General features: G+C 33.0%; 17 protein-coding genes. 16 read left to right on the top strand and 1 reads right to left on the bottom strand.

The window, feature by feature from the left end; all coding sequences use genetic code 11:
- Nucleotides 1-560 precede the first annotated feature (560 nt).
- From ACFVR2_RS04890 to ACFVR2_RS04920, 7 genes are all read left to right on the top strand, one after another.
- Nucleotides 561-1,010, top strand: a complete 450-nt coding sequence (locus tag ACFVR2_RS04890) for a DUF2487 family protein (RefSeq protein ID WP_387359387.1) — start codon at nt 561-563, stop codon at nt 1,008-1,010.
- Between the two features lie 143 nt (nt 1,011-1,153).
- Nucleotides 1,154-1,657, top strand: coding sequence for a QcrA and Rieske domain-containing protein (locus tag ACFVR2_RS04895; RefSeq protein ID WP_387359389.1), 504 nt, complete (start codon nt 1,154-1,156; stop codon nt 1,655-1,657).
- A 2-nt stretch (nt 1,658-1,659) separates the two neighbouring features.
- On the top strand, nt 1,660-2,334 hold the full coding sequence (gene qcrB / locus ACFVR2_RS04900) for a menaquinol-cytochrome c reductase cytochrome b subunit (protein ID WP_056466653.1): 675 nt from the start codon (nt 1,660-1,662) through the stop codon (nt 2,332-2,334).
- Between the two features lie 63 nt (nt 2,335-2,397).
- On the top strand, nt 2,398-3,174 hold the full coding sequence (locus ACFVR2_RS04905; RefSeq protein WP_387359391.1) for a menaquinol-cytochrome c reductase cytochrome b/c subunit: 777 nt from the start codon (nt 2,398-2,400) through the stop codon (nt 3,172-3,174).
- 151 nt (nt 3,175-3,325) lie between these two features.
- A complete protein-coding gene (locus ACFVR2_RS04910) occupies nt 3,326-3,910 on the top strand; it encodes a DUF1405 domain-containing protein (RefSeq protein ID WP_387359393.1) in 585 nt (194 codons plus the stop codon).
- Nucleotides 3,911-3,969: 59 nt separating this feature from the next.
- Nucleotides 3,970-4,752 (top strand): sporulation protein YpjB, encoded by a 783-nt coding sequence (locus tag ACFVR2_RS04915; protein WP_387359395.1) that lies wholly within the window; start codon nt 3,970-3,972, stop codon nt 4,750-4,752.
- 58 nt (nt 4,753-4,810) lie between these two features.
- Nucleotides 4,811-5,491, top strand: a complete 681-nt coding sequence (locus tag ACFVR2_RS04920; RefSeq protein WP_387359397.1) for a zinc metallopeptidase — start codon at nt 4,811-4,813, stop codon at nt 5,489-5,491.
- A gap of 68 nt (nt 5,492-5,559) precedes the next feature.
- On the opposite strand, the gene ACFVR2_RS04925 is transcribed toward ACFVR2_RS04920, so the two are convergent.
- A complete protein-coding gene (locus ACFVR2_RS04925) occupies nt 5,560-6,432 on the bottom strand; it encodes a YitT family protein (protein ID WP_387359399.1) in 873 nt (290 codons plus the stop codon).
- A gap of 136 nt (nt 6,433-6,568) precedes the next feature.
- Here ACFVR2_RS04925 and ACFVR2_RS04930 point away from each other — a divergent pair, with 136 nt between their 5' ends.
- The 9 genes from ACFVR2_RS04930 (at nt 6,569) to panC (ending at nt 14,190) form a co-directional block, all read left to right on the top strand.
- The gene (locus tag ACFVR2_RS04930; protein ID WP_098845203.1) at nt 6,569-6,898 is read left to right on the top strand and encodes a nucleotide pyrophosphohydrolase; all 330 of its coding nucleotides are present in this window, start codon (nt 6,569-6,571) and stop codon (nt 6,896-6,898) included.
- A gap of 1 nt (nt 6,899) precedes the next feature.
- A complete protein-coding gene (gene dapB / locus ACFVR2_RS04935) occupies nt 6,900-7,703 on the top strand; it encodes a 4-hydroxy-tetrahydrodipicolinate reductase (protein ID WP_387359402.1) in 804 nt (267 codons plus the stop codon).
- 14 nt (nt 7,704-7,717) lie between these two features.
- Entirely contained in the window at nt 7,718-8,080 is a 363-nt protein-coding gene (gene mgsA / locus ACFVR2_RS04940) for a methylglyoxal synthase (protein WP_387359404.1), read from the top strand.
- 20 nt (nt 8,081-8,100) lie between these two features.
- Nucleotides 8,101-8,802 carry a bacillithiol biosynthesis deacetylase BshB1 gene (gene bshB1, locus ACFVR2_RS04945; protein WP_387359406.1) on the top strand — a complete coding sequence of 234 codons (702 nt, stop codon included), beginning with the start codon at nt 8,101-8,103 and terminating at the stop codon, nt 8,800-8,802.
- Between the two features lie 30 nt (nt 8,803-8,832).
- On the top strand, nt 8,833-9,963 hold the full coding sequence (bshA, locus tag ACFVR2_RS04950; RefSeq protein ID WP_387359408.1) for an N-acetyl-alpha-D-glucosaminyl L-malate synthase BshA: 1,131 nt from the start codon (nt 8,833-8,835) through the stop codon (nt 9,961-9,963).
- A 1-nt stretch (nt 9,964) separates the two neighbouring features.
- Entirely contained in the window at nt 9,965-11,158 is a 1,194-nt protein-coding gene (locus ACFVR2_RS04955) for a CCA tRNA nucleotidyltransferase (protein WP_387359410.1), read from the top strand.
- Nucleotides 11,143-12,126: a biotin--[acetyl-CoA-carboxylase] ligase gene (locus tag ACFVR2_RS04960; RefSeq protein WP_387359412.1), complete on the top strand. Its 984-nt coding sequence runs from the start codon at nt 11,143-11,145 to the stop codon at nt 12,124-12,126. The genes ACFVR2_RS04955 and ACFVR2_RS04960 overlap by 16 nt, the downstream gene beginning before the upstream one ends.
- Nucleotides 12,127-12,505: 379 nt before the next feature.
- On the top strand, nt 12,506-13,348 hold the full coding sequence (gene panB, locus ACFVR2_RS04965; RefSeq protein ID WP_387359414.1) for a 3-methyl-2-oxobutanoate hydroxymethyltransferase: 843 nt from the start codon (nt 12,506-12,508) through the stop codon (nt 13,346-13,348).
- Nucleotides 13,345-14,190 (top strand): pantoate--beta-alanine ligase, encoded by an 846-nt coding sequence (gene panC / locus ACFVR2_RS04970; protein ID WP_387359416.1) that lies wholly within the window; start codon nt 13,345-13,347, stop codon nt 14,188-14,190. The genes panB and panC overlap by 4 nt, the downstream gene beginning before the upstream one ends.
- The last annotated feature ends 13 nt before the right edge of the window (nt 14,191-14,203 follow it).

Here is a 14,203-nt window from a genome sequence, read left to right on the forward strand (position 1 = left end):
GAGTTATTTGCTAATTGAACACAATTAATTTTTATTGTTAAATAAGATATGTGAGGTTATTTCCATTTTTAGGGACCTAGCTTTTAAGTGTGGCAAGATTCATGGTCCTAATCGACATATGCGTTTTATTTTAGGTCTTGAGCCTTCTGGTATATCCCATAGGGGTCGAACGTTTTATCAACTTATACTAGATAAAAAAGACAGTATGTAAGCTTAAGGTTAGCTAATTACTCATAAAAAAATACACTTATAAAAAAAATTAGTAAAAAAGTCACTAAATAGAAAGATTCTTGGGTTCTTTATTGATCTCATAGAAATATTTGCATCGAAATGGAGAGTAGTTCAACTAAATTCACAACTTTTTAATATTAATCAGTAAACTGTTAATGGGGGTTTTGAATTCAATAGCAAGACGCCTTTAAACTTATTGAAAAATCCAATATTCGCGGGCTTTTTTTCTTTCTTAAAATAGTAATGTATGGTTAAATGGAAAATAGAAATTTGTTCACAAAAATTTCACAATTATAAATAAATTATTTTAATAGAAAGAGGTAATTTTGATGAAATGGACAACTAATGAATTAAATCAAGTTATTGAAAATCTGGAGTACATCGATACGATCATTATTCCACTTTGTCCTGTTTCTTTGAAAAAAGAAAATATTGGTCTAGCCGAGCAAAGAGAGGACTTAACAATACTTACTTCGGAACTTGAACGTACATATAAAGGCAGAGTTGTAATTGCTCCTGAATTTACTTATTTACCTGAAGAATCTAATAAAATAAACCGATTAAAGGCTTGGTATGAAGAGTTTAAAACTAGTGGGATTAAGCATGTATTTTATTTAACATGTGATTTTGATTGGAGACAGTCAGAATCTGAAATGGATGAATCATTAATTTGGTTACCTAATTTAAATATCGATAGCTTAGATGAATCATCACAACGAGTAATAGTAGATAAACAATTATCTCACATAAATGCATTATTTTCTAAAATATGGGGATAAAAATAAAAACAACATTATTACTATGATTATTATTAGGATATTATTGACCTTCTAAATTTGTTATTATATTATGAAAGTGTCCTAGTTTTATTATTATAGCTGTTGTCCGTACAGGAGTACTTGTGATAGAGGGGGGAATTTTCATGAGTGAAAAGGTTTCAAGACGCCAGTTTTTAAACTACACTTTAACAGGTGTAGGCGGCTTTATGGCGGCAGGAATGCTAATGCCATTGGCTCGTTTTGCCATTGACCCAGTTTTACAAAAAGAAGAAGCTGGAGCAATGGTGCAAGTTGGACTAGTTAAAGATTTAACGACTGACCCAAAACGCTTTGACTTTAAAGTTAAGCAGGTTGATGGTTGGGTTAAATCTGATGCGTCACACATTGCATGGGTGTACAAGAATTCAAATGGAGACATCGTTGCGTTATCACCTACTTGTAAGCATTTAGGCTGTACAGTTGGTTGGAACGACAATAAAGATTTTCCAAATCAATTCTTCTGTCCATGTCATGGCGGTCGTTACCATAAGGATGGTAAAAACATTAAAGGTACACCACCGCTTGGTCCACTAGACAACTATGCGTTAAAAGTGAAAGGTGATTCTTTCTATCTTGGTAAACTAGAACCAAATACAGGAGGTAAATAATCGTGCTTAACAAAATTTACGACTGGGTAGATGAGCGATTAGAAATTACGCCTCTTTGGAGAGATATCGCTGATCATGAAGTACCAGAACACGTTAATCCAGCACACCATTTTTCAGCATTCGTATATTGCTTCGGTGGATTAACATTTTTCGTTACAGTAATTCAAATTTTATCTGGAATGTTTTTAACAATGTACTATGTTCCAGATATCAAAAATGCATGGGAATCAGTTTATTACTTACAAAACAACGTTGCATACGGACAAATCGTTCGTGGTATGCATCACTGGGGTGCAAGTTTAGTAATTGTTATGATGTTTTTACATACTTTACGTGTATTCTTCCAAGGCGCATATAAAAAGCCTCGTGAGCTTAACTGGGTTGTAGGGGTTTTAATCTTCTTCGTAATGCTTGGATTAGGCTTTACAGGATATTTATTACCTTGGGATATGAAAGCGTTATTTGCGACTAAAGTAGGTCTGCAAATTGCTGAACAAACACCATTTATTGGTAAGCAAGTGAAAACGTTAATTGCAGGTAATCCGGAAATCATCGGTGCACAAACATTAACTCGTTTCTTCGCAATCCATGTATTCTTCTTACCTGGTGCTTTACTTGCTCTTATGGGTGCCCATTTCTTAATTATTCGTAAGCAAGGTATTTCAGGTCCACTATAAGATTTAGTGCATGGGGCTTTAGTAAAAAATGACTAAAGTGTGTCGAAATAAAGGAGGGAGAACATGCATCGCGGTAAAGGAATGAAATTTGTAGGTGACTCACGTGTACCTGCAATGGCAGGACGTAAACCTAATGTACCAAAGGATTATTCAGAATATCCTGGTAAAACTGAAGCATTCTGGCCAAACTTCTTATTAAAAGAATGGATGGTAGGAGCAGTTTTCTTAATTGGATACTTAACATTAACAATTGCACATCCATCTCCACTTGAGAGGGTTGCAGACCCAACTGATACTGGCTATACGCCATTACCAGACTGGTATTTCTTATTCTTATATCAATTCTTAAAATATAGCTATGCTTCTGGTGACTATAACGTAATTGGTGCTTTCGTAATTCCTGGATTAGCATTTGGTGGCTTATTATTAGCGCCATTCTTAGATCGTAGTCCACATAGAAAACCAATTAAACGTCCATTAGCTACAGGCTTTATGTTATTAGCTTTATCTGGTGTAATTTATTTAACATGGGAAGCTGCGGCTCACCATGACTGGAAAAAACAAAAAGAACAAGGTAAAATCCGTACTTTTGTTGAATTAAATAAAGCAGATCCAGCATATAAACTATTGCAAAAAAATACTTGTGTATCTTGCCATGGCGATAATCTTGAAGGTGGCGCAGCAGCTCCAAGTCTTCAAAATAATGGTTTAAAACCAGAAGAAATCGCTCATATCGCAAGAAACGGTCGAAAAGCGATGCCATCTGGTGTATTTAAAGGTACTGACGCAGAACTTAAAGTTCTAGCTGAATTCGTTTCAAAAGCAGGTAAAACAGAGTAATTAAAAGAGAGTCGAATTTTCGACTCTTTTTTTATGTTGTATTGTATATTGAAATAATAACATGTAAAAAATGTGATGATACATATAAATTGTGAACTTTGTGTTATAAATTTATAAAATCTCCTAAGTGAAAGTGAGATGAAGTGAAATAGTGAACATACTCTACAGTATGCTACGGCTTAAACCTAACTTAATTGCTTTATTTATAATAAATGTACTAGGAACAATCTATGGATACTATTGGTATCAATCTCAACTTGATTTTACTCCTGGTTGGTTAAAAATATTTGTACCTGATAGTCCAACTGCATCATTATTTTTTTGTATTGTTTTGCTACTTTTCATTTTAAATAAACGGAATGGATTAATAGAAGCATTAGCATATGTAAGCTTGTTGAAATATGGAATATGGGCGGTTTTAATGAATGGAATGGTTCTTTATTTATCAGGTGGACTTGATGCGATTGCATACTTATTAATTTTTTCGCATGGAGCTATGGCAATCCAGGCTGTTTTGTATGCACCGACATTTAAAGTTAAAAAATGGCACTTGGCTGTTGCAAGTATTTGGATCTTACAAGATCTTATTTTAGACTATGTTTTTGGAACAATGCCAGAATACTATATGCTTTCTGATTATCGAATTTGGATTGCTTTACTTACATTTTGGTTAACTATATTTGTTATTTTAATTGCTTATTACCAGTTGATTTTTAAAAATAGAGCTCGTGTTTGAACAAGTTCTAATCTTGTCCTTTCTCTCATAATTATTAGTAGTTATGAGGGAGGGTTTTGATGAAAAAATTAATTGCGGGGATAAGCGTTTTTTTTATTTTCTTTTCATTTAATACCGTAAAAGGGTACGCTAAAATAGATCAAGAAACTTCATTAATTGAAAAATCACTCTCTTTAGTACAAGATGGTGATTATGTACATGGCGCCAATTTGATTGAACAGTTGGAGTCAAAGTATATGGCGTCTGTGAAAAAGAATAAGAACTTTACACCAAAAGATCTAGAAACGATTTCCGTTACTTTTCAAAATGCGCTCGTATCTTTAAAGAATGATGCAATTGACCCACAAGAAAAAGTTGCTGATGTTCTTGGTTTAAGATTATTGATTGATGCTGGAGAAACGACAATGCAGCCGATGTGGAAGGAAATGAAAAAGTCGGTTATGACTCCACTACAGAATATGGAGTCAGCATATAAACGAGGTAATTCTGAAGCATATGAAACGCAATTAAATCAATTCTTACACCAATTTGAGATTATTTATCCAAGTCTTATCATGGATCTTCCGTATGATGAAGTTAAAAAATTAAATTCACTTGTTTCGTTTTTAGATGATTATCGAATTAACCAAGAATCTATACCTGCTTTTCAACAAAAGTTGGATGAGACAAAAAGTGAATTATTATTCATTTTTGATCAAGGTAACTCAATTATTCCGCCTGTTTCCATTTGGACAATTTTTACAACAGGGATCATTATTGTCGGTACATTAAGTTATGTTGGTTGGAGAAAATATATAGGTGATCGAAATAAGAACAAAAAAAGAAGAGAACATAATGATTGACAAATTTCTCTAAAAGTTATTACAATATCGTAAAATCACACTCCTTGGAGGAATTACAATGAGTTATTTAATTTACTTTTTAATTTTGTTGATTGTACCTATATATGCACAAATGAGGGTTAAATCAACTTTTAGAAAGTATTCTCAAGTTGGTTCTACATCACATTTAACGGGTGCAGAAGTAGCGAGAAAAATTTTAAATGAAAATGGATTATACAATGTGGCAGTAGAGGAAACTCGAGGATATTTATCTGACCATTATGATCCACGTGCAAAAGTTGTAAGATTATCAACTGAAAATTATCATGGATATTCAGTTGCGGGTACTGCAGTTGCTGCTCATGAAGTAGGACATGCAATTCAAGATGCAAATGACTATAGCTTTTTAAGATTCCGTCATTCATTAGTACCTGTTGCAAATTTCAGTTCCAATTTTTCTTATATATTTATATTAATTGGCATGTTTTCTCGTCTATCAGGTGCTTTATTAATAGGAATAGTTTTATTAGCACTAGGTGTTTTGTTCCAAGTTGTTACACTTCCTGTTGAATTTAATGCCTCAAGTAGAGCCTTAAAACAGATTACAACTTTGGGCATTATCAATTCGAATGAGCATGTTTATGCAAAACGTGTTTTAAATGCAGCTGCATTGACATATGTTGCAGCGGCAGCGGTAGCCGTCGCAGAATTATTAAGATTAATTTTAATTTATACTGGTATGACACGTAGTGATGATTAATATCAATATAAAATTAAAAGAGGTTCTGGCAATCAATGCCAAGAACCTCTTTTTGTTTCTGTTAAAAATTAAGGGTGAAGTGGGACTTTATTTTCATCTAATGTGAAGCCTTCACCAAGTACATCATGCACTTCTGTAACGGCTACAAAAGCGTGTGGATCGATATCCTGAATGATGTTTTTTAAATGAACTAATTCGTTTTTAGGTACAACACAAAATAAAACGTCTTTACTTTCTCCAGTAAATGTTCCAGTTGCTTTTAAATAAGTTGCACCACGTTCCATTTCTTTCATAATTCGAGCTGCAATTAAATCATTTTTCTCAGAAATAATATTTGCTCCACGTGCAGCATATGCACCTTCTTGCATAAAATCAATTATTCTTGCTCCGACAAAAACTGCGACTAGAGTATACATTGCTTCATATGCTTTTAAATAAGTTAAAAGTGAAAGCGTAATGACAACAAAGTCAAAAATAAACATCGTTTTACCCATATTCATACCTTTGTATTTATAAGCTAAACGAGCAATGATATCGACACCACCAGTAGTTCCACCAAATCTAAAAATAATTCCTAATCCTACACCAATAAATACACCCGCAAATAATGAAGCTAACATTAAATCGCCATGAACATCTATATTGAATGTAAATTTCTCAAATAATTTTAAGAAAAAAGAGACTGCAACAGTTCCAATGATTGTATAAAGCATTGTTACTGTACCAAGTAATCTCCAGCCAATAAAAAATAAAGGGATGTTTAAGGCTAAGTTTGAGATCCAAACTGGAATATTTAATTCAGCTAAAAGAATTAAGTTAATTCCCGTAAAGCCACCTTCAGCTAAATTGTTTGGAATATTTATATTCATAATTCCAAAAGAAAAAATTGCAGAACCTAAAATAATAAATAAGATATTGCGTAACTTCAATTTAAAAATCATATACTTCCTCCATACTATAAAAATTACCCTAAACTCTTATTTTTATCTTATCTTGTATTTTTTTCAAGTAAAATAATATATAATTTGTCAAAAAGTGGTCAATTCGATAAGATTTAATTGAGGAGTTGATATTAGTATGCACGAAAAAACGATGAAAGAAATGCAAAAAGAAGTCGATACATATATAGGTCAATTTAAAGAAGGGTATTTTAGTCCTTTAGCAATGATGGCTAGGTTAACTGAAGAAATGGGTGAGTTAGCTAGAGAAATCAATCATACATATGGTGAAAAGCCTAAGAAAAGCACTGAAAAAGAAAAGCTAATTGAAGAAGAACTGGGCGATGTATTATTTGTTATGATTTGTTTAGCAAATAGCCTAAATATAGACTTACAAGAAGCACATGATATGGTGATGAAGAAGTTTAATACTCGAGATAAAGATCGTTGGACAAGGAAGGAAGTTTAAAATGGAAAAAGTAATTAGAGTAGTATTAGCGGGACCAAGAGGTAAAATGGGAATTGAAGCTTTACAATTAATTGATCGAACTGAGCATTTTCACCTTGTGGCTGCAGTAGATTATAAATTAGGCGGAGAACAAATCCAAAAGGTTAACCCAGGATTTAAAGGTGAAGCAAAAATATATGAAACATTAGAGCAATGTATTGAAAATGAAAGCTTTGATGTACTTGTTGATTTAACAACACCTGAAATTGGAAAAAAACATGCATTTTTAGCTTTGAAAAATGGAATTCGACCTGTTATTGGTACAACTGGTTTTACAAAAGAGGAGCTTAATGATTTAAAAGAGTTAGCTTCAAATAATGAGCTAGGTTGTATTATTGCGCCAAATTTTGCAATTGGTGCTATATTAATGATGAAGTTCTCTGCAATGGCAGCGAAATATTTTAAAGATATCGAAATTATTGAGCTACATCATGACCAAAAATTAGATGCGCCTTCAGGTACAGCTCTTAAAACAGTTCAAATGATTGAGGAAGTTCGTGAATCTAAAGTACAAGGACATCCAAATGAAGTTGAGACTGAAGCTGGTGCTAGAGGTGCTGATCTAAATGGAATGAGAGTTCATAGCGTGAGATTGCCTGGTTTAGTTGCGCATCAACAAGTTTTATTCGGTGGTGATGGTCAACTATTAACAATTCGACATGATTCAATGAATCGAGCTTCTTTTATGTCTGGAGTTAAAGTAGCCGTTGAGGAAGTAATGAAACTTTCAGAGCTAGTCTACGGTTTAGAAAATATAATGGACTAAAGGTGGTGTAGGTAGTGAAAATAGCTCTAATTGCTCACGATAAGAGAAAAGACGCATTAGTAACTTTTGTTCAAGAAAATGAATCTTTTTTTCAGCAACATGAACTATTTTCAACAGGTACTACAGGACTACGGATAATGGAAAATACAACTTTAAAAGTTTATCGCTTTCAATCTGGTCCACTCGGAGGAGATCAAGAAATAGGTGCATTAATAGCTAAAGGGAAAATGGACGCGATTTTCTTTTTTAGGGATCCTTTAACAGTTCAACCGCATGAACCAGATGTAAATGCTTTATTAAGGCTATGCGATGTTTTTCATGTCCCGGTGGCAACGAATATTCAAACCGCTAAGGCAGTTGTGAAATTTTTTAGTTAGTTTGAAAGAGAGTGAGATAAGTGGAATATTTTGATGTACTAGCATTTGGAGCGCATCCAGATGATGTTGAGATTGGTATGGCAGGCACGATTGCTAAATTTACTAAGTTAGGCTATAAGGTTGCTATTTGTGATTTAACTGAAGCGGAGCTCTCATCAAATGGGGATACTTTTATTAGAAGAAAAGAAGCTGAAGAAGCAGATAAGATTTTAGGGGTTTCAAAGCGTTTTAATTTATCTCTACCAGATAGGGGGCTATACTTATCTGAGGAAGCGATTAAACAAGTAGCTGCTTTAATTCGAATGACGAAGCCTAGTATTATTTTCTCACCATATGAAGTGGATCGTCATCCTGATCATGGTAATTGTACAAAAATAGTAGAAGAAGCAGTATTTTCATCAGGGATTAGAAAATTTAATGTAAATACAAATCATGATGCTCACAAGGTTAAACATGTATTTCAATATATGATTAATGGGTTTCATCGACCAAATTTTATTGTTGATGTTACAGAAACGATTGAAGTTAAAAGGTCAGCATTAGAAGCATATGAAAGTCAATTTACTCCGGGTCCAGATGGTGTAGTTACGCCTTTAACAAACGATTATGTAAATAGCGTAATTGCAAGAGAGAAAATTTTTGGTAAAGAAGCTGGAGTTCCATATGGGGAAGGGTTTATGACAAAGAGACCACTCCTATTAAATGCAGATTGGTTAGTTTAAGAAGAAATGAAGAAGTTTAGGAGAGATAAAATGAAATTAAAAATTGGGATTACATGTTATCCTTCAGTAGGCGGTTCTGGTGTGATTGCGACTGAGCTAGGTAAGTTATTAGCAGAACTAGGACATGAAATTCATTTTATTTCATCAAGTATGCCGTTTCGTTTAAATAAAGTATATCCTAATATTTATTATCATGCAGTTGAAGTAAATCAATATTCAGTTTTTCAATATCCACCATATGATTTAGCATTGGCGAGTAAGATGGCTGAAATTGCAAACCGTGAAAAATTAGATATTTTACATGTGCATTATGCGATTCCGCATGCAATATGTGCTGTTCTAGCAAAACAAATGATACATCATGATATTAAAATTGTAACGACATTACATGGTACAGATATAACAGTACTTGGATATGACTCATCTTTAACAGAGTTAATTAAATTCGGGATTGAAAAATCAGATGTTGTAACTGCAGTCTCAAATGATTTAATAAGTCAAACAGAGGAATTAGTTAACCCTGATAAAGAAATACAAACTGTGTATAATTTTATTGATGAAAGAGTGTATTACAAAAGAAATTGTCGGGCATTAAAAGAAGAGTACGGGATCCAAGAGCATGAAAAAGTCATTATACATATTTCTAATTTCCGTCAAGTTAAGCGAACAAAAGATGTAGTAGATGTATTTAACTTAGTAAGAAAAGAAATTCCATCCAAGCTACTATTAGTTGGTGATGGTCCGGAAGTCTCAAGTTTATGTAAATTAGTAAGAGAGCTTGGAATTGAGAAAGATGTATTATTTTTAGGAAAGCAAGAGAATGTTGAAGAGTTACTTTCAATGAGCGATATAAAATTACTTCTTTCGTCAAAAGAGAGCTTTGGTTTAGTATTGCTTGAGGCGATGGCTTGTGGAGTTCCATGTATCGGTACAAGAGTTGGTGGGATTCCAGAAGTAATCGAGCATGGGGAAAACGGATATATTTGTGAACTAGGAGATATTGAACAAATTGCTTATTATACGCTTAACTTATTACAAGATGAAGAACTATATAAACGAATTTCAGGTCGAGCGATTGAAATCGTTAAAGAAAGATTTCAATCAAATAAAATCGTTTCACAATATTTATCCATTTATAATGAGTTATTAGGAATGAAATAATATGGGAATTTTTGATAAAGCAAAGCCGATTTTAGATAAATTAATAAAAAATGGTTACGAAGCCTATTTTGTCGGTGGTTGTGTAAGAGATAAATTATTAAATAGAACAATTGGAGATATTGATATTGCAACTTCAGCTTTACCTGAAGAAGTCATGTCAATATTTCCAAAAACCGTTCCTACTGGGTTACAGCATGGAACGGTTTTAGTAATCCAAAATAGTGAGCCATATGAGATTACAACATTCCGAACAGAGTCAACCTATCATGATTATCGTAGACCATCGGAGGTTACATTCGTAAAATCGATCGAAGAAGATTTAAAACGAAGAGATTTTACTATGAATGCCATTGCAATGACGACAAAAAATGAAATAATAGATCCTTTTAATGGTACAATAGATCTTTTTGATGGGTTAATTAGATGTGTCGGTGAAGCTAAGGAAAGATTTCAAGAAGATGCCCTTAGAATGCTAAGAGGTATACGGTTTGTAAGCCAATTAGATTTTCGTTTGCATGATGAAACGTTTAACGCAATTAAATCAAATAAACATTTAATTGAAAATATAGCAATTGAACGCATTTCGGTTGAAATAGAAAAAATGTTAATAGGAAATTCACCTAAAAAAGGCATAGAACTATTAATACAAACAAATTTAGTAAATCATCTTCCAAGCTTAAAAAAATATACAAAACAGTTTAATGAACTATTAGAACTTCCCCTTCAATCCTTAAAAACAATTGAAGAGATTTGGGCGCTAATATTATATAAATGTAATTTTGACAGCCCAGAACAGGTTTTAAGAAAATGGAAGATGTCGAATAATCACATGAAACAAATATTGAAGGTTTATAATTTGTTAAATGAAACGAAAATTAAATGGAGCAATACAAAGTTATATCAAGTTGGATTACCGGATGCAATAAAATATGAGCGTTTACAATGTGTCATTGACAAGATCGATGCAAATGAATTGAATGAGGATTTTTTAAAGGCTTTATATAATCAATTACCGATTTATTCAACGTCAGATATATGTATTACAGGTAATGATTTATTAGAATGGTCACAATTAAAAGGTGGTCCATGGTTAAAAGAAGTATTAAGTGAAATAGAGTTTCAATTAGTAGAGAACCAGCTTGAGAATAACAAACTTGCTGTTAAGGAGTGGTTCATAAATTGGCTTCAAAAGTAAAAGAAAGAATTATACAATTATTTACGGAAAATAGTAATGAATATTTATCAGGTCAATTTTTGAGTGATGAATTAGGAATTTCACGTACTGCAATATGGAAATACATGAAAGAATTGCAAGATGAGGGAATTGAGGTTGAAGCAGTTAGGAAGGTTGGGTATAAAATAACAGGTAAATCAGATCGTTTAACTCCAACTGATATTCAACTTGGTTTAGAAACGAAAAAATTTGGAAGAAATGTCGTATACAAAGAAGAAACGAATTCAACCCAAACAATTGCTAATGAATTAGTGCTAAATGATGCTCCTGAAGGTACAATCGTTTTGGCAGAGCGTCAATTAATAGGTCGAGGCAGATTACAAAGAAACTGGTTAACTTCAGATGGAAAAGCAATCGCTATGAGTGTGATCCTTAGACCGGCTATTTCACCAAGAGTAGCTCCTCAGCTAACATTATTAACAGCCGTAGTCGTTGCTTCAGCAATTGAAAAAGTGACCGGCTTACAACCCAATATAAAATGGCCAAATGATATATTAATCAATAATAAAAAAGTTTGTGGAATCTTAACTGAAATGCAAGGAGACGCTGATTGCATTAAAAGTGTCGTCATAGGTATTGGAATCAATGTAAATCAAGTTGAAGAAGATTACCCATTAGAATTGGCAGATATCGCTACATCATTACGTATTGAAAAAGGACAATCCTTTATGAGAGCTAATTTAATTCAAGCTATATTAGCCGAATTTGAAAAGTTCTATGAAATATTTTTAGAAAAAGGATTTAAACCGATAAAAATTCTATGGGAAAGCTATGCAATTTCGTTAGGGAAACAAATAAAAGCCACGACTTTAACCGAAGAAATTGTCGGTAATGCCATTGGAATTACTGATGAAGGTCAATTATTGATAGAAGATCACTTAGGTAATGTTCATACAATTTATTCAGCGGACATTTCGATAAATAAATAAGGTAAAACGAAATAAAACAACTCTCTTTTTATATTTGAAAGGGAGTTATTTTATTTGCTGTATTATTGTCACGTATATTTGTAAATTATACCAAGTTTTTTCTTTACTTAATTGCTATTCTTACTATAAACTGTAGTGGAAGGGTCGCGACTTTCGCTGATGCTTCAAGGGTGGTATCTGAATAGGGTCAATCAAACTTTAGTATCCTAAGAAGAACTACACCAGGTTTAAAAAAATCAATTCTAAAAATGTGTCTGCCTTGATCCTATAGGGACTGGGACAGAGGAATGAGACGGTTTACAATTTTCCTTTGTTCTCTTTTGAGCAAAGTTTTTTTATTGTAGCCCCCATTTCCTCTCATTTAAAAGGAGGAAAAAAGATGAAAACAACAAAAGATTTTTTAAACATGAAACAAAACAATGACCCAATCGTCATGATTACTGCTTATGATTATCCTTCAGCACTATTAGCAGAAGCAAGTGAAGTAGATATGATTTTAGTTGGTGACTCACTTGGGAATGTTGTCCTAGGATATGATTCTACAATTAAAGTTACTGTAGATGACATGCTTCATCACTCAAAAGCTGTTAAACGCGGGGCAAAGAATACGTTTATTGTAACAGATATGCCATTCATGTCTTACCATTTTTCAAAAGAAGAGGCTTTACGTAGTGCATGTCGCATTATGCAAGAGGGTGATGCGCACGCTGTTAAGGTTGAAGGCGCAGATGACAATGTTTTAGAAGTAATTAAAGCATTAACAATCGCGGGAGTACCAGTTGTAGCTCATCTAGGATTGACTCCTCAATCAGTAGGTGTATTAGGTGGGTATAAAGTTCAAGCACGTGACTCTGAAAGTGCGATGAAATTGTTTAACGATGCAAAAAAATGTGAAGAAGCAGGAGCTTTTGCAATCGTACTTGAATGTGTACCAAAGCAAATTGCAAAGGATATTACAAAGGATCTTTCAATTCCGACAATAGGAATAGGTGCAGGTGTTGATACAGATGGTCAAGTTCTTGTTTACCATGATTTAATAACTTATGGTGTTGGTCGAGTAGCTAAGTTTGTTAAACAGTATGCAAATGTATCTACAACAATTGAAAATGCAATTGCTTCATATGTGCAAGAAGTTAAAACTAGACAATTTCCTGATATTAAACATTCGTTTACGATGAAAGAAGAACAGTTAAAGGCATTATACGGGGGAAGTTCGCAATGAAAGTGTTTCACACAATAAAGGATTTAAGAAATGAATTAAAAATTCACAGAAACAATGAAAAATCTATTGGATTTGTTCCAACGATGGGTTTTTTACATGAAGGTCATGCATCATTATTAGAAGAAGCTAGAAAAAAGAATGATATCGTCGTATTAAGTATTTTTGTAAATCCGACTCAATTTGGCCCTAATGAAGATTTTGATCGATATCCAAGGGACTTTGACAGAGATGAAAAAGTTGCACTAAATGCTGGTGTAGATTGCCTCTTTTATCCAACAGTTGAAGAAATGTATCCAAATGAATTAAAATCAACAATGAAAGTAACAAAACGAGTAGATGTCCTTTGTGGTGAAAAAAGACCTGGACATTTTGATGGTGTCGCATTAGTTGTAACAAAATTATTTAATATTGTTCAACCAGATCAGGCTTATTTTGGCTTAAAGGATGCTCAGCAAGTAGCTGTAATTGAAGGGTTAGTTGAAGACTTCAACATTCCTGTAAAAATTAATCCAGTTCCAACTATTAGAGAAGAAGATGGCTTAGCTAAAAGTTCTAGAAATGTCTATTTATCAGACAAAGAAAGACAAGAAGCACCAGTTCTTTATAAAAGTTTACAAACAGCAGTTGAAGAGATAAATAATGGGAATCTAAATCCAGATCAACTTAAGCAAAATATTATATCTACAATACAAAGCGAAACATCTGGAACAGTAGATTACGTAAGTATTTATTCATATCCAGATTTAGAGCCTTTAAATAAAATAAATGGAAAAGTAATTATTGCATTAGCAGTAAAATTTACTAATGCTCGCCTAATCGATAATATTATTATTTCTATTTAAGGATTGAACAACT

Source organism: Gottfriedia sp. NPDC057991, from assembly GCF_042886615.1.
Classification (GTDB): Bacteria; Bacillota; Bacilli; order Bacillales; family Bacillaceae_G; genus Gottfriedia.